This window comes from Bacillus cereus group sp. BfR-BA-01355 (assembly GCF_022663675.1).
Classification (GTDB): domain Bacteria; phylum Bacillota; class Bacilli; order Bacillales; family Bacillaceae_G; genus Bacillus_A; species Bacillus_A thuringiensis_S.
Genome location: NZ_JAKUFY010000024.1, coordinates 1 through 15,513, shown reverse-complemented (window position 1 = coordinate 15,513; position 15,513 = coordinate 1). Strand labels below are relative to the sequence as shown.

Here is a 15,513-nt window from a genome sequence, read left to right as displayed (position 1 = left end):
ACTGTTTCTGCAAATGCGTGTACGAATATTCGCAATAAAAAACAAGCTAAAAGAATGAACCTTTTAGCTTGTTATCTTATCCTTCCCAAACTTGCGCTTTCACATTGTAATGAAAGTGTTTAAAATATGGATTTTCATAAAATGATGGTCCATATAAGTAATGTTGCATATGAGCTGTTAGTGGCTGCTGCATTTGTAAAGGAACTACAGCTGGTGAAACTTGCATATACATCGGATCTATCATTATTTTTGTATAGATATGATGATTATATGGCGAATAAGCGATTAAGGATGGTTTATGCATTGATAATCTCCCCTTATACATACAAATGTTATAGTATATGCAACACTTCTCATTTCGGGGATTATTTCTGTTCTAACCAATTCTCTACATGTTTTATAAATACATCTAAACAATCAATAAACGGTGAGTGTCCGCAATCTTCTAATACATTCAACTCTGCATTTGGCAAATGTTTCGCTAATTCCTCACCGACTACTTGCGGTACGACATAATCTCTATCACCTTGTATGACGAGTGTTGGCGCTTTAATACGATGAATTTGCTTACTTCCCTCTACAACCCCGTTATGTTCATCTGAAATATTAAATGTAATGAGCGCATAATTCACATCTACGAAATTACGTTGCGTTAACATATCATCTAAATACTTTTCATAACGGTCCGGTTCAGGTTGACTATGTGTATATATTAATAGATTCCATACTGTACGGTAATATAGTTTGTTCATATTTTTTATCGCATCTAATACTGGAGCGATTTGTACTGGATCTTGCGCAATTTCTTCTTTCGTCTTTACTAAACTTGATACAATCGGCTGCCCATTCGTATCTTTTTTAAAGATTGGGTATCCTTTCATTCCTACTGATTCTACTAAAATTAACTTTTCTACAAAATTTGGGTGATTCGCTGTAAATTGCATCGCAACGCCACCGCCCATTGACCAGCCCATTAATGAGAATTTCTCTAGCTTTAACTCGTCGATAAATAATTTTACATCCTCTGCAAAGTCTTGTAATGAATCTATCGATCGATTATACGTTGATTGTCCAAACCCTCTTAAATCAAGAGCGTAAATATGGTATTGATCTTGCAACTTTTCAATGACTAAATCCCAATGTTGTGACGATGTCATGTTCCCGTGAATGAGTACAAGAATATCTGTATTTCGCCTTCCAACTTCCTGATATGCAATCGTTTCTCCGTTCGATAGTGAAACAAACTCCATTGTTGCAGGCTTAATCATCACAAGTTCCCCCATTCTATTTAATAGAAAGAAAATTCTTTACTTAATTAAAGAATAGCACGTAGAATATACGTTCGCAACATAAAACCTATAAGAATTTTTTACATAAATCAACATGTCTATTACTAGACAATTATTATAAAAAAGTATATAGTTAGCTAGGTAACTAATTTGAAAGGATCAAAATACATGGACGAAAAACAACATTTTTTTCACATCGTCAGCCAGACTTCTCGAAAGTTTACGAAGAAATTTAATGAACGTGTATCTCCAACAGGGTTATTTAGTGCGCAATGGGCTGTTATTTTCCGCATTAATCAAACTGGTTCTTGTACGCAAACAGAATTATGCCAGTATTTAAATGTTGAATCACCAACGATGACTCGTACGTTAACACGTATGGAAACGATGGGATGGATTATTCGTACAGAAGGTAAAGATCGCCGCGAGAAGCTTATTTCTTTATCCGAAACAGCGATAAAGATGATTCCAGTATGGCAAGAAGAAGTTGACACTTTCGAAGAAAAAACGCTAGAAGGTATTAACGAAGATGATTTACATCAAGCATTTCAAATGTTACAACAAATTATTAAAAATTTAGATTAAATTGGAGGGATGACGATGCAAAGTGAGAAACTTTGGACGAAGGATTTCCTCGGAACTTGTTTTAGTAGTCTATTTCTCTTCTTAACATTTTACATGCTTATGACTACTCTGCCTGTCTATGTAATAGACGGCCTAAAAGGAAAACCTGAGGAAATTGGTTTAGTTGCAACTGTGTTTCTTATTTCTTCTGTTTTATGTAGACCATTCACAGGAAAATGGCTCGATGATTTAGGAAGAAAGAAAATATTATTTATTTCACTTTCATTATTTTTAGCCGCTACTGTTATGTATTTCGGTGCGCAAAGTTTATTCTTATTACTTGCCCTTCGCTTCTTACACGGTATTGGGTTCGGGATGGCAACGACAGCTACTGGTACGATTGTAACTGATGTTGCGCCAGCTCATCGACGAGGCGAAGCACTTGCATATTTCGGCGTATTTATGAGTCTGCCGATGGTAATTGGTCCTTTTTTAGGTTTAACAATTATTTCTCATTTTTCGTTTACTGTGTTATTTATCGTTTGTTCCGTATTTTCATTACTTGCATTTTTATTAGGGCTACTTGTCGATATTCCTCACGAAGCACCTGTTAGCAAACAAAAACGTGAAAAAATGAAATGGAAAGACTTAATCGAACCATCTTCTATTCCGATTGCACTTACAGGATTTGTTTTAGCCTTTTCTTATAGTGGTATTTTATCCTTTATTCCTATTTATGCGAAAGAACTCGGTTTAAGTGAAATTGCAAGTTACTTCTTTATTGTATACGCACTTGTTGTTGTCATTTCTCGTCCATTTACAGGAAAGATTTTTGATCGCTTCGGTGAAAATGTACTCGTTTACCCTGCAATCATTATTTTCACAATCGGAATGTTCATATTAAGCCAAGCACAAACTTCATTTTGGTTCCTTGGCGCAGGTATGCTAATCGGTTTAGGTTACGGAACATTAATTCCGAGTTTCCAAACGATTGCAATTTCTGCCGCCCCAAACCATAGACGTGGTTCTGCGACAGCTACGTATTTTTCATTCTTTGATAGTGGTATTGGTTTTGGTTCTTTCATTTTAGGTATTGTCGCAGCGAAATCCAGTTATCATAATATGTATTTTATCGCAGCTATTATCGTTGCGTTCACTTTACTTTTATATTACGGATTACACGGACGAAAACAAAAATTCAAGAAACAACCTACAGACGGAAAAATTTCCGCTTAACGTTAATAAGGAAAGTAAACTTCCCCGTTTACTTTCCTTATTTTGTATTTCTTTCAAGACGAGCGTATACTTATAGTAGAAATAAAAAGGAGGGCCATATATGAAACTAAAAAAATCTCCCCTACTCTTACTTATACTAACATTCATATTTGTAATTACAGGGCTTGGGTTTACTTACTTCAAACATAATAAAACGACCCCATCAAAACATAATGTGACAAAAGAAAACTGGTTAAATGACCCTTACTTACGTTGGTCGTATACACATATGAAAGAATTCACTTTAGTTAATAACGTAAAAAACAACCCTGACCAAATTGCTCACTTCCCTTCCGCATTGCAAAACTTAGATGATTTTGCTGTGGAGCGTAGATTCGGAAATACAACTCCTCTAAAAAAACTTTTAGACGATAACAAAACAGATGCTTTTGTCGTTGTACATAATGGACAACTTGTTTATGAACGATATTTCAATGAGTATAAACAGAATGAACCTCATGGTATGGCATCATTAGCAAAAGTCTTTACCGGGGCAATTATACAATCTCTCGCTGAAGAAAAACGTATTGACTTAGAAAAAACAGCTGACACTTACATAAAAGAATTAAAAAACACACCGTTCGGTAATGCCACACTTCAGCAATTAATGGACATGCAAGTTTCAGCTGAATATCCTACTCATGGATATGAGCAACCTGGGCTAGAAAATCAAGATGCACAATTATATTTAGCTAGCAATATTTTACCCCGCGGCAAAAATTACGACGGTCCGATGAAAATTTATGATATGTTACGGGAAGCCGAAGAAACTGCACCGCCTGGTTCTTCCTTTTCTTACAATAACGGATCAACAGAAACGCTTGCTTGGATTATTAGAACTATTACTGGTAAATCACTAGCTGAAAATGTAAGCGAACGAATTTGGTCTCAAATTGGTATGGAAGAAAACGCGTATTACGTTACAGATGAAATAAAAATAGAACAAGCAAGCGCTGGCTTAAATGCAACTGCTAGAGATATGGCGAGATTCGGGCAATTACTATTAAACAACGGGGAATATAACGGAAAACAAATTCTCCCTTCTTCTATTACAGAAAGTGTAAAAAATGTACAAGAAGGTGAACTTGAAATTAGTATTGGCGCTTCTATTTCTTATCATAATCAATGGTGGATTCCCCACAATGAACAAGGTGCTTTCGAAGTGTTAGGTAGTTACGGACAAACACTTTACATCGATCCGAAAGCAAATATGGTAATCGTTCATTTCTCTTCTAACGCAACGCCAAGTAATGAAATACATTCGGTTTATTCAAATATGTATATTGATATTGCACATCATTTAGAAAAGCTTCCACAGTAGTGGAAGCAGGAGTTTAAACCTTGCACAGTTATGACTATTCAATTGAACACTCGATCTGTTGTGCTAAAACGTCAATATAGTAAAAAAGGATCTCTCTTGATATAGAGAGATCCTTTTTTTATTTCTTCTTCTTTTCTGTCGGTTGGCTTTGTTTAGCGAAATTAGATGAATCATCGAAATTTGGTTGCTTTTTACCTGCATTATTACTTCTACCTTTTCCCATATGTAATGCACCTCCCCTCATCCTTACTATTCCCAATAAAAAACTCCTCTTGCGTTCAGGAAAAAATTTTTATTGTCGCTTATTAATAATGTCCAACAGTTCTCGTAGTACTTCCAACACTCTCGGTTCTGCCATACCATATTGTATACTTTCAACCATAGTGTTAATGGTGATCATCATGCTGAGCTTGATAAAGAACAGCTTGTGGATAAAAAAACCGTACATTCCATACATGTGAAAGAAGTTTTAGTGGTATTTTGACTCATCCAAGCATATAAAGTAACTAAATACTTGCTTGGTACCTATCTGTTTGTTGCACAAAACCAACATCCCTAGTAATCTCTCGTAAGATATTTGAAGATAACAATCTTTAAAATTCTTAAGCAAATAATTGTAATTCATCAGATACAAGAATAGACATAAAAAAACGCTATCCTTTCCTATATATTTATAGAAAGAATAGGTTTTTTCATTTTAATAGTATTACTTGATAGTATTGGCATTCCTATTAAAGCTAATATACAAATAACATCAATAAACTTGTAACTATGCCAACCCAAATGCAAAGAATGAAACAATAACCCATAATGTCTTTAATTTTCAATCCCAGCACACCTAAAAGAGGTAATGCCCAGAACGGCTGAATCAAATTTGTCCATGCGTCCCCCCAACCTACCGCCATAGCGATAGTAGCCGGATCTACACCTAACTTCAATCCTGCCAGGACCTGCAGTGGTCCTTGTAAAGCCCATTGCCCCCCGCCAGATGGCGCCAATAAGTTTACCAACCCGGCTGACCAATATGTAAATATATCAAATGTATCCTTTGACGCAATGGATGCCATCCATTCAATGATTGAGCTTCCCAAACCTGAACTACCTAAAACAGCAATAATCCCTGCATAAAATGGAAACTGTAAGATAATTGGAGAAATGGATTGCGCAGATTCTTTGAATCCTTGTGCAAAGTTACCAAGAGAACCATGTAGGAGCAAACCAAGTGACAAGAAAAACAAATTAATGATATTTAAATCTAAACTATGACCGTTCATGAATTCATAAACACAATACAACGTGCCGATTGCGCCTAATATTATTCCTAAAACTGGTGTCCATTCCAGTTTTTCCGCAGGAGTTAAACTTTTTTGAGGAGGTTTTACAAAAGAATTTGTATCAGTTTCGATTGCTTTATAGCTGATAATCCCACTTTTGGGAGCCATAAGTACAATAATAATTGGCATCGTGATGAATAGAGTGAAAAAAATAATTAAAGTAGAGTAACTAAAGATTGTTTGTGAGGTAGGAATAATTCCAATCATATCTACAAGAAAATGATCCTTTGTGGCAATTGTCAGGCCAATAGAACTGGAGAGACCTGCGCTATATAAGGCTGTCGGAGCATAAGCAGCTGCTACAAGTAATGGAAAATGTGCATTCGCATTCTTTTTTGCTACTTCCTTTGCAATGATAGCTCCCACAACTACGGCTAGACCCCAATTGATATAGTATGCAATTGCACTGATCAAAAATGTCATCGTATAGGCCTTTTGAGGTGTATCGGCTAACTTTGCAACAGACTGCAAGGCTCTATTAATAAACGGGACAGAAGCTAACGTCATCCCTGTAACCATTAGCAATACCATTTGCATTGTAAACGTTAAATAAGTCCAAAACCCATCCCCCCAAGATTTTACGATTTTGTACGGATTTGAGGGATTCATCAACAAAGCTATAATGAAAGTAAATAAAGTGAGCAGCACTGCAATAACAAAGGCATCCGGGACATATTTCTGAGACCATCTCGAAAATATATTTGCACATCGTGTAAGCAACGATTCTTTCTTTTCTGGTTCTGAATTTGTCTCCATTAAGGAATGTTTCATAAATATTCTCCTTTCTAAATTTTAATAAGGTAAATATAAATAACATTCCACAAAAGAAAATAAAATCCTTTTGCACTTGCTGCATATTAATCAACTAGATCAATATTCAAATACCGTTCCTTTCAACCTTTCTGGGCATTACCAGCATTAGCGATAGCTGGTTTAGGTGCTCGTGACATTATGGGATTTTGTGTTGTGAACTTACTATAGGCGGGTTTTATCATTTAGTCTATACTTCTTATTTATTTAAACGAAAAGCTAGTTTTATACTAGTTTTTTTACATAATAAATCATTTATTTCCCATGCAATTTATAACTGTATTCCACTCTACGTCCTTAAGATGTAATGCCTCAAACGCAAAAAAATCTTCACACACTTTTTCAATTAGATATGGATTTTCCCTCAAAAAATTCCACTGTAATACTTTAGGAAGAAAATGCATTTCATATTCTTTACTTCCCCGTACTACCTCATCAACTTCTCTTTCACAAATTCCTCTTATCAAGTAGTCATTTCTTAACTCAATTTGAATTTGTTGAAATGTATCGCTGCATTTTTTCAATTGAAGTAAACGCGTAACATACTTCCGAAAAAGTTCGCCATCATACTGAACACAGTTTATAATACTGTCGACTTCATTCATAATGTACGAGCCTTTTCTTCTATTTGTAATAACCATTTTTCACGCTTTGATACTTTACTCGTTTTCACAGATTGAAACACTGACCGTTTTATATCGCGAATGCCACAAAAACGTAAAACACCTCTCTTCATCATAATCCAATCTGCTGATCGATATAACAATGCGACGTACCATAGAGGCGAGTCTAACGTATTAATAACCCACGCTTTTTTCCCTTGCAATAATCCTTTCGGCAGAACCCCTTCATATTTATAAGCAAATCCAGCTACGAAAATACGATCGATAAATCCTTTTAAAATTGCTGGCATCCCCCACCACCATATTGGATAGATGAATAAAAGTGTATCTGCTTCTTCTACTAACGTTCTGTACCGAGCTGTTTCTTCTTCATTTACTAAATCACGTCTTTTCTTCTCTTCATGAAACACGAGGACTGGATCAAATTGTTCTTTGTATAAATCAAGTACGGTAACTGAATGATTTGTTTCCTGTAGTCCTTTTTGCACATGATTTAAAATCGTCGCGTTAAAACTTGAAGGATTAGGATGAGCGTATACAATTAGTACATTCACTACATAACAACTCCCTCTATAAGTTAAAGTTTCCCCTTCTTTAACAACTTCTCTACAATTTGCAGGTTTTTCGAACTTTGTAATAAACGGTTTAATACAGTAAGTAACTCTTCCTTTTCTAAATCTTTCAGTTTCTCTTTAACTGCACTCTCACCAGTGCCTTGAATATCATAAACAACTGCCGCCATATGTTTACAATAATTTTCATAGGGACACTCACAGTTACTTTCTGAAAAATCTTTGAGGTCGATAACGACTTTATAATTTCCTGCATTACCATTCACAAAAGCAAATACTTTATTATCATGTACTTCAACATCTTCTACATGTCCATCTTCATAATATTCATATCCTCTATCAATAATATATTTCGGAATATGCCTATATAGTTCTTTTATTAAATAAGCATACATAACAACACCTCTTCCTTTAATTCCCTTTTGACTTCTAGAGCCCCTGCATGTTATTCTAATAACTGTCAAATAGCAAGTCTATATGACAAAATGACTGACACCTATTCGGCGAAGGTGTCTCTTTTCATTTGCAGCCGATATGAATTGCCTCTTTCAGGCACATTCAATTTTTGACACTACACACTCAACACCATTCCCTGTATCAGGCTGCTTTAGCAGTCTTTTACTCTACATACTCCGTTATTTTAAGAAAAAAAGAGAGCTTAGCTCCCTTTTCTCGCCTTATACAATACCCCTTTTTCAGCATAGAGATATTCATCAGCTAATGTAATTTTCCCATCCAGTTTTAGTTCGTCTAATAATCTTGATAAATAAAATTGATGCAACATCTTTTTCGTGAATTTTCCTTCATGATGCGAAACGATATGTTCTTGAATATCTAATAATGATATCGGCTTATCTTGCTCTATCATATATTCATAAACTGTACTACGCAGTTTTACGTATTTTTCGAGTGTCACAGTAATGCGCAACCCCTTTCTTCTTAATATAAATTTTCGTAATCGGTTTTTTTGCAATAAAAAAACCTCTCCGATAAGAAGAAGTTACGTATATATCTTCGTCTTATCTCCCAGAACAAATATGTTCTGCTGGAATTAGCACCTGCATCGCGGTTGCTGGGTTTCATCGGGCCAGTCCCTCCACCTCTCTGGATAAGAAAATATTCACTTAATTCTTACTATACGTAATTCCACTTTAATTGTCAAACAAATATAATAAATATAACAAATTATATTTTCTTCCTTACTGTTCATACTACCCATATACGAACATGCAAGGAGGATTATGAAATGCATCAAAATGCTCGCGGATATGTACAAGATTCTTTTCAATCATTACAAGAAGCTAAAAATTGTTTAGAAGAAGCGCTCGAAACAGTTGAAAAAGATTTTAATCGCGCTCGTATTGAACAATCACTTTATGCTGTTGAACAAGCTATTCAACGTTGCGAGTACACCGTTCACATTTTAGAAAAAGATTAAAAACTTCCCATCTATTGATGGGAAGTTTTTTCAAATGGCATACTTCATAATTATTGCCGTTATGATTAAAAAATATACAGAATTAGCAATTTCTAAAATTCCTACTTTTATAATAGAAATTTTTTTGCCATACAACACAATTGCTCGAATGACACTTGGTATAAAAATAAGAGAACACCACGGATTAATCGCAAATACAATTATCGTTAATAAGATATGATATCCCCAAGATATAAGACGATACTTCGGGTTATTTTTTTCACGAATCATCGTTTTCACATAGAACGTACTACCTAAAAAGTATAAAAATGAAATAAGTGCAATGAATAAAGCTGTATGATCGATTTGCTTCATTGAAAAGTAATAACTAATTAACCCACCGATACAAAACACAATGATTGCACAAATATCATTTAATAGTGCTCTTTCATTTTTTTGACGGGCGTAATACATATTCACTATAAATAATGGAATCATTACTATTAAGAATAAAAGAATTCGCCACTCATATAATAAAGAAATCATCCCAAATAGGAACGCAATGCTGAAATAAACAATGGCAGCTTGTAAAAACTCTTTTTTTCGTCTTTGCTTTATGTACGTAAGAAATGGATACGTGGCTAAATAGATAAAAAACCACGCTAAAAACAATGGAATATGATAAATAGTAGGTTTCCCAAGTATGACACTTAATAAAAAAGGAATAACAAGCATGGCCCATGCACCATGTTGCTTCGGAATAACTAACTTCATTAACTATACACCTCACTTTTGAAAAAAGTTCTCACCTACCATTATACAAATAATTTTATATAATAACGGATGCATATTAAATCAATTTTTTGACAAAAAAATGCTCCTTACAATATGTAAGAAGCATGAAAGAGGCAAACGAATATGTAAGTCGCGACCCTACCTTATATGAGTATGCTTTTCTATGTCACGTTATGCTCATCTAATATACCGTATTTCTTTTTAAATCTTGTAAGAATCGTAATCCATGAAGTACTAAATAGTAATAAGAAAATAACATTCGAAATCGCATGGCTCAAATCAAAGTAAAAACTTGCGATATAATACGAAATGACAGTTTCCCACGTTGCTTCTCGTATAAAACCGAGAAGGCCCCAGAAATTCATAATCCAGCCAAATAAAAAGCCAACAATTACTCCGTAAAGAAGTCTTCCCCATAGCTTTTTCATAAAAAATGTATTACGAAGTAGACCTGCTATAAAACCAATCATGCCCCATGAAAACATTTGCCACGGTGTCCATGGACCTTGTCCTAAAAAAATATTGGATACGATTGCTGCTGTAGCACCAATCATAAAACCAGTTTCACTTCCAAATACAATTGCAGAAACGATAATGACAAAAGAAGTTGGTTGTACACTTGGTAAAATAGAAAATGGCACCCGGCTTACTGCTGCAATTGCCGCTAATACAGCAACGAGAACAATTTCACGTGAAACAAACGCCTTTCTTTCAAAACGGATATAGAAAGGTAACATAATAACTGCTAATATAAACAAACTACTTAACATGTAATAACCGTCCATGACAAGTGTCGTAAGAAGTAATGTGCCGATTATTACTGCAAAGATACATATTATGAATGCAACATATCGTTTGGACACGCTTCGTACACATCCTCCCACGTTAATGCATATGGCAATTCTTTTCGAATGAATCGATTAATAGATGTTGTATAAAAGAAGTTGCCGCTAAAAAATTCTTTCGGTGCATCATTCATAATGACTGTTCCATCAAATAACATCATACATTGATCCACGTATTTCGCTGCAAACTCAATATCATGCGTTGCCATTACAATTGTTGTACCTTCTTTTTGTAGCTTCCTAAATAGTTCTCCTACTCTTTCTTTCTTCCATGGATCCAACCCCTTTGTCGGTTCATCAAGTAATAATAAAGTCGGCTTTGATAATAACGTCGTACATAATGCAAGAAGTTGTTGCTCTCCTCCGCTACAATCGTGCGGATGGCGTTCTTTAAGCGAATACAACCAAAACTGTTTTAGCGTATCTTCTGCTATTTCTTTTCCTTGTTCTCCGTATAATTCACGTGCACGTTCATACACTTCTTCCCACACTGTATCAAATGTAAAATGATAATATGGATGCTGCGATACATACCCAATACTTTTAAATCGTTCTTTCGAATCAATTTTATGTATCACTTTCCCATTCCACTTTACTTTCCCTCTTCTCGCTTTTTGCAATCCCGCTAAAATCGTTAACAGTGTAGACTTACCTGTACCGTTCTTCCCAACGAGCGCTACCCATTTTCCTTTTTCAATCGAAACTGATAAATCACGTAAAATAAGCGGACTATTTTTTTCATATTGGAACGAAATATGCTCTGCGCTTAAAATTACCTCTTGCTTTTCACTTTGTGCTATTGGCTCATTTACATATGATATCGCTGAAAAATTATTCATTTTCATTTGCGCCTCTCGCACCGTAAACGGAATATCTCTCACATTCCACTCTAAAAATAGCCTTGGAATTTGCGGAATAAATGGACGGAATGTTTCTACTCCCCACATATTCGTAATAACAGTTTTAGGACTACCATCATACATAATACAGCCATTATCCATACAAACAACGCGTGTTGCAAGCGGGATAACTTCATCTAAACGATGTTCACTTAAAATAATCGTAATTCCAAGTTCTTCATTAATCCGTTTTAATAATCCTAAAAACTCTTTTGCAGCAATTGGATCTAACTGCGCTGTCGGTTCATCTAATAATAGCAATTTCGGCTGCATAACTAATACCGCAGCTAAATTAACAAGTTGCTTTTGCCCACCAGATAACGTGTGAACAGATTGATGCAATAAATCTTGAAATCCTAAAAAGCTAATAAGCTCTGCTATTCGTTTTTGAATAATATGTGATGGTAACCCAATATTTTCTAAAGAAAATGCTAATTCTTGAATAACTGTATCCATTACGAGTTGATTTTCTGGATTTTGAAATACCATACCAATTTCTTGAGCAGATAACAAATCAGGTACATTTTCTAATAAAGTACCATCATAATATGTATCCCCAGTACGCTTACCAATTGGAAGTAATTCTTTTTTAAAATGTTTTAATAAAGTCGTCTTCCCGGATCCTGATCCGCCGGCAAGTGCAATAAACTCTCCTTTTTGAACAGAAAGAGAAATATGCTGTAACGCTTTTTCGTTTTCATCAGCATATACAAATGATAAATTGTTTATTTCTGCATGCGCCACCATAACCATTCCCTTCCTTCCATTATAATTGGTAAACTAATAAACATCGTAAATACGATAAACATCATCCCATCGTATTGCTGAAATAAAATAGATTCGACTTTCGGATAAATGATTAACTTTCCTCCGCCATACGTACTACATATGATAGCAATTATAAATAGAATACTTAAATAACTGAGCGTATACCAATCTCGTTTTTCCATTCTATAGCGAATATATGTCGTACGTTTCGTTACACCAAATCCACGAGCTTGCATAGAATCTGCCGTTTGCAGTGCATCTTCCAATGAACAAATTAATAATACTTGCAGCAATTGCATACCATTTTTGACGCGTTCAATTATCGAACCTGAATCTACCTGCACACCTTTCGTCTTTTGAATGAGTGTGATTTTCTTTAATCGCCTTATAAACAAAGGAACAAATCTCACTGTAATCATCGTTAACAATGCAACTTTCGGTGAAATTCTTGAAAACAAATATAAAAATTTATGACTGGAAATAATATCATTGTATGACGCAAACGTAAACATAACTGCAACTAGTAATAACCCCATTACTATTCCAAACATAATCGCCTCAAGCTTAATACGGCTATCACCTAACCAAAATAACGTAGTTCGACCTCTATGCGTTAATAACGAATTAAATAAAATTACCACAAAGAAGAAAACAATTGTGCTCGGTAGCATCTTTCTTATCTTTTCGCTATTTCCTTGCATCACATTTAACATAATAATTAATACTATTGCTCCAATTAAAAAAAGAGGATGAAGACACATCATACATAGTATCATCACCCCGATATAATAGAAAAAATTCACAAAAGGATGTAAAGAAGAAAAACTTATTTTCATAGCCCTTTACCGAATGCCTTTCTTATTGTAATACGTATACCCACTCAATTGTATCTCCTGGTTTTACCGTAGCTACACCAGCACTATGGTTTGGAAAAGCACCGTTCACACGATATTTCCATCCACTAGTATCCGCAATATCTTTTTCATATAAATCATTAATACCTTTTACATAAATACTATCTCTAGATCCGCTTGCATCAACATCTAATCCTGTACGTTGCAATACTTTATACACTGTATCACCTTCTTGTACATCCATCTTTTTCGCACCCATTATATATCCGTTATTTCCTTTTACCGAGATTGTTACTTGTTTTACTTGCGGTTTCGGTACTGGTACTGAATCTGGTTTTGGTGGTTCAGGTTTTGGTACTGCCGGAGTCGGTATCGTTTTCTCCGCTTTATTCAGATCTTCTTTTTGCTCCTGCTTCGGTGTTTCTTTCGGCTGATTCACAACCTTTGCTTCTTCTTTTACTCCTGATGCTTTCGGTTGTTGTTTCTCTTCTTGTGCTTGTTGCTGCTCTGGTTGCTTATTTACAGCAGGTTGCTCTTTCGGTTGTTCCTGTTGTTTCTCTTCTTTCTTTACCTCTGGTTGTACCTGCGGCTTTTCCTCTTTCGGCTTCTCTTCTACTTTTTGTTCTTGTTTCTCTTTCTGCTCTTCTTGCTGCTTTTGCTCTGATTCAGCTTGCTTTTCTTCTGTTTTTTCTTCCGGATTCGCTTCATCTTGTTGTTCTTCTTGTTTCGCTACCTCTTCTTGCTTCGGTTCTACCTTCTTCTCAGGCTTTACAGCTGCCTCTTCACATCCGGCAAGTAGCCCGAGCGAAAGCAGTAAAGAAATGAACCATTTCACCTTACTTATCATATCTCTCACCTTTCATACGAAAATTAGGAGCAAATAATTGCTCCTAATTTTTTGTTAAGCTGCTTTACGTCTCCATAATACATATGCAGAAGCAATACATAATACACCCATACCTACTTCTGTTGCTGCACTATGAGAAGATGCTCCTGTTTTTGGTAGACTGTTACCGTTTCCGATTTTTTTATTCTTAACCGGTTCGTTATCTACAACTACTTTTAGATTTTCATCTTTTGTTTCTTGTTGTACTTGTTTTTGTTCTTTCGGTTCTTCAGTAACTTCTTTTTCTACTACATTATTTTCTGGTTCAACGACCTTTTCTGGCTCTTCAATCGGTTTTGGCTTAATTACATCACCAACGTCTACATTAGACCAATCATAAATAGATTTTCCCATTTCCTTAAATTGAAGTAATGCTAAAAGAGCCTGTTCTGTAGCCATTCCGTTACCATTTTGATCACTTGGTAACCATTTAAATTCACCATTTGAAAGTTGATATGATAATAGGTTTTGCATTGCCTTATGAAGACGGTTTTGATCTACATCTTTAACAAGCGATAATCCAATAATTGCTTGCGCAGTACTATTTGAATTTTCTTGTCCATCAGCTGAAAAACCGCCATTTTGCAGCTGTTCGTTATATAAATACGCAACAGCTTTTTGTATAGCTGGTTTCACATCTGATCGCTCTTGATAAGGAGCTAATGCTGATAAAACCATACCTGTTACATCAACGCTACTAGCACTATCTTTACTACCTGAACTATTATAAGTCCATCCACCATCTGTATGCTGATTATTTAACAGTGCTTCCACTAGAGCAACTCTGTTCCATTTTGATTCAACTGGAATCTCATACTTCTTCGTATCAAATGCAAGTAAAGCAAATGCATAACCTGTAACAGAATTCACTTTATCTGACTCATACAATTTTTGAACTAAATTATGTCCACCTACATTTTTAGGGTCTGCACTCATTGCATTCATCATAATAATTGTTCTAGCTAAATCTGTCGCTGAAAAACGATTAATGCGCTTTTCTACTTTTTCAGTTACTGACTTAACATAATTTAATTTTGCCTCAATTGGCACATTCTTTCCAGAACGAGAAAGCGCTACAGCTACCCAATCACTTTCAATTCCATCTTGTAACATCTTATCTGATGTTTTAGAAATGGCTTCGTTTAATTGTGCACTTGGATCTTGAATGTTCTCTTGCTTTGGTTGTTCTGGTTTTTTACCATCTTGTTCACCTTGATTTTTCCCATCTAGCGTTTTATCGTCTTGGTCACCTTGGTTTTTC

At 35.2% G+C, this 15,513-nt stretch carries 17 protein-coding genes, 1 pseudogene and 1 riboswitch; of the genes and pseudogenes, 5 read left to right on the top strand and 13 right to left on the bottom strand.

Going from position 1 to position 15,513, the window contains the following annotated elements:
- Nucleotides 1–76: 76 nt before the first annotated feature.
- Both MR167_RS10665 and phaZ read right to left on the bottom strand, forming a co-directional pair.
- Nucleotides 77–304 carry a hypothetical protein gene (locus tag MR167_RS10665; protein WP_000549500.1) on the bottom strand — a complete coding sequence of 76 codons (228 nt, stop codon included), beginning with the start codon at nt 302–304 and terminating at the stop codon, nt 77–79.
- 61 nt (nt 305–365) lie between these two features.
- A complete protein-coding gene (phaZ, locus tag MR167_RS10660) occupies nt 366–1,268 on the bottom strand; it encodes an intracellular short-chain-length polyhydroxyalkanoate depolymerase (RefSeq protein ID WP_242314559.1) in 903 nt (300 codons plus the stop codon).
- A 189-nt stretch (nt 1,269–1,457) separates the two neighbouring features.
- Between phaZ and MR167_RS10655 the strand changes: the two genes are divergently transcribed.
- The 3 genes from MR167_RS10655 (at nt 1,458) to MR167_RS10645 (ending at nt 4,449) form a co-directional block, all read left to right on the top strand.
- Nucleotides 1,458–1,874, top strand: coding sequence for a MarR family winged helix-turn-helix transcriptional regulator (locus MR167_RS10655; protein WP_000343679.1), 417 nt, complete (start codon nt 1,458–1,460; stop codon nt 1,872–1,874).
- A gap of 15 nt (nt 1,875–1,889) precedes the next feature.
- A complete protein-coding gene (locus tag MR167_RS10650; protein WP_001190320.1) occupies nt 1,890–3,089 on the top strand; it encodes an MFS transporter in 1,200 nt (399 codons plus the stop codon).
- 100 nt (nt 3,090–3,189) lie between these two features.
- Entirely contained in the window at nt 3,190–4,449 is a 1,260-nt protein-coding gene (locus MR167_RS10645; protein ID WP_242314557.1) for a serine hydrolase domain-containing protein, read from the top strand.
- A gap of 737 nt (nt 4,450–5,186) precedes the next feature.
- Here MR167_RS10645 and MR167_RS10640 read toward each other — a convergent pair.
- Nucleotides 5,187–6,554: a short-chain fatty acid transporter gene (locus MR167_RS10640; RefSeq protein WP_242314556.1), complete on the bottom strand. Its 1,368-nt coding sequence runs from the start codon at nt 6,552–6,554 to the stop codon at nt 5,187–5,189.
- Between the two features lie 123 nt (nt 6,555–6,677).
- On the opposite strand from MR167_RS10640, the pseudogene MR167_RS10635 reads away from it, so the two are divergent.
- Nucleotides 6,678–6,764, top strand: a pseudogene (locus MR167_RS10635) (TIGR00366 family protein); the annotation flags it as partial.
- 80 nt (nt 6,765–6,844) lie between these two features.
- Here the strand turns inward: MR167_RS10635 and MR167_RS10630 are convergent.
- From MR167_RS10630 to MR167_RS10615, 4 genes are all read right to left on the bottom strand, one after another.
- A complete protein-coding gene (locus tag MR167_RS10630) occupies nt 6,845–7,198 on the bottom strand; it encodes a group-specific protein (protein WP_242314554.1) in 354 nt (117 codons plus the stop codon).
- Nucleotides 7,195–7,770: an NAD(P)H-dependent oxidoreductase gene (locus tag MR167_RS10625; RefSeq protein ID WP_242314552.1), complete on the bottom strand. Its 576-nt coding sequence runs from the start codon at nt 7,768–7,770 to the stop codon at nt 7,195–7,197. The genes MR167_RS10630 and MR167_RS10625 overlap by 4 nt, the downstream gene beginning before the upstream one ends.
- Nucleotides 7,771–7,793: 23 nt before the next feature.
- Nucleotides 7,794–8,183, bottom strand: a complete 390-nt coding sequence (locus MR167_RS10620; protein WP_242314549.1) for an SWIM zinc finger family protein — start codon at nt 8,181–8,183, stop codon at nt 7,794–7,796.
- A 263-nt stretch (nt 8,184–8,446) separates the two neighbouring features.
- The gene (locus MR167_RS10615) at nt 8,447–8,704 is read right to left on the bottom strand and encodes a hypothetical protein (protein ID WP_000171476.1); all 258 of its coding nucleotides are present in this window, start codon (nt 8,702–8,704) and stop codon (nt 8,447–8,449) included.
- 100 nt (nt 8,705–8,804) lie between these two features.
- A riboswitch (SAM riboswitch) is annotated at nt 8,805–8,903 on the bottom strand.
- 131 nt (nt 8,904–9,034) lie between these two features.
- Between MR167_RS10615 and MR167_RS10610 the strand changes: the two genes are divergently transcribed.
- Nucleotides 9,035–9,226 (top strand): hypothetical protein, encoded by a 192-nt coding sequence (locus tag MR167_RS10610; RefSeq protein ID WP_000554032.1) that lies wholly within the window; start codon nt 9,035–9,037, stop codon nt 9,224–9,226.
- Nucleotides 9,227–9,256: 30 nt separating this feature from the next.
- On the opposite strand, the gene MR167_RS10605 is transcribed toward MR167_RS10610, so the two are convergent.
- From MR167_RS10605 to MR167_RS10580, 6 genes are all read right to left on the bottom strand, one after another.
- Entirely contained in the window at nt 9,257–9,979 is a 723-nt protein-coding gene (locus MR167_RS10605; protein ID WP_000779977.1) for a YwiC-like family protein, read from the bottom strand.
- Between the two features lie 182 nt (nt 9,980–10,161).
- The gene (locus MR167_RS10600; RefSeq protein WP_000044907.1) at nt 10,162–10,863 is read right to left on the bottom strand and encodes an ECF transporter S component; all 702 of its coding nucleotides are present in this window, start codon (nt 10,861–10,863) and stop codon (nt 10,162–10,164) included.
- Nucleotides 10,836–12,497, bottom strand: coding sequence for an ABC transporter ATP-binding protein (locus tag MR167_RS10595; protein ID WP_242314548.1), 1,662 nt, complete (start codon nt 12,495–12,497; stop codon nt 10,836–10,838). The genes MR167_RS10600 and MR167_RS10595 overlap by 28 nt, the downstream gene beginning before the upstream one ends.
- Nucleotides 12,470–13,348: an energy-coupling factor transporter transmembrane component T gene (locus MR167_RS10590; protein WP_002181330.1), complete on the bottom strand. Its 879-nt coding sequence runs from the start codon at nt 13,346–13,348 to the stop codon at nt 12,470–12,472. The genes MR167_RS10595 and MR167_RS10590 overlap by 28 nt, the downstream gene beginning before the upstream one ends.
- A gap of 22 nt (nt 13,349–13,370) precedes the next feature.
- Nucleotides 13,371–14,210 (bottom strand): DUF4430 domain-containing protein, encoded by an 840-nt coding sequence (locus tag MR167_RS10585; protein WP_242314610.1) that lies wholly within the window; start codon nt 14,208–14,210, stop codon nt 13,371–13,373.
- 57 nt (nt 14,211–14,267) lie between these two features.
- Nucleotides 14,268–15,513 (bottom strand): prenyltransferase/squalene oxidase repeat-containing protein (locus tag MR167_RS10580; protein ID WP_242314546.1); only part of this gene is annotated, 1,246 nt, incomplete at its 5' end.

Coding starts and splice junctions, on each gene's coding strand:
- MR167_RS10665 (WP_000549500.1), bottom strand. CDS start 304: ATGCATAAACCATCCTTAATCGCTTATTCGCCATATAATCATCATATC.
- MR167_RS10605 (WP_000779977.1), bottom strand. CDS start 9,979: ATGAAGTTAGTTATTCCGAAGCAACATGGTGCATGGGCCATGCTTGTT.
- MR167_RS10630 (WP_242314554.1), bottom strand. CDS start 7,198: ATGAATGAAGTCGACAGTATTATAAACTGTGTTCAGTATGATGGCGAA.
- MR167_RS10645 (WP_242314557.1), top strand. CDS start 3,190: ATGAAACTAAAAAAATCTCCCCTACTCTTACTTATACTAACATTCATA.
- MR167_RS10650 (WP_001190320.1), top strand. CDS start 1,890: ATGCAAAGTGAGAAACTTTGGACGAAGGATTTCCTCGGAACTTGTTTT.
- MR167_RS10590 (WP_002181330.1), bottom strand. CDS start 13,348: ATGAAAATAAGTTTTTCTTCTTTACATCCTTTTGTGAATTTTTTCTAT.
- MR167_RS10655 (WP_000343679.1), top strand. CDS start 1,458: ATGGACGAAAAACAACATTTTTTTCACATCGTCAGCCAGACTTCTCGA.
- MR167_RS10640 (WP_242314556.1), bottom strand. CDS start 6,554: ATGAAACATTCCTTAATGGAGACAAATTCAGAACCAGAAAAGAAAGAA.
- phaZ (WP_242314559.1), bottom strand. CDS start 1,268: ATGATTAAGCCTGCAACAATGGAGTTTGTTTCACTATCGAACGGAGAA.
- MR167_RS10620 (WP_242314549.1), bottom strand. CDS start 8,183: ATGTATGCTTATTTAATAAAAGAACTATATAGGCATATTCCGAAATAT.
- MR167_RS10610 (WP_000554032.1), top strand. CDS start 9,035: ATGCATCAAAATGCTCGCGGATATGTACAAGATTCTTTTCAATCATTA.
- MR167_RS10595 (WP_242314548.1), bottom strand. CDS start 12,497: ATGGTTATGGTGGCGCATGCAGAAATAAACAATTTATCATTTGTATAT.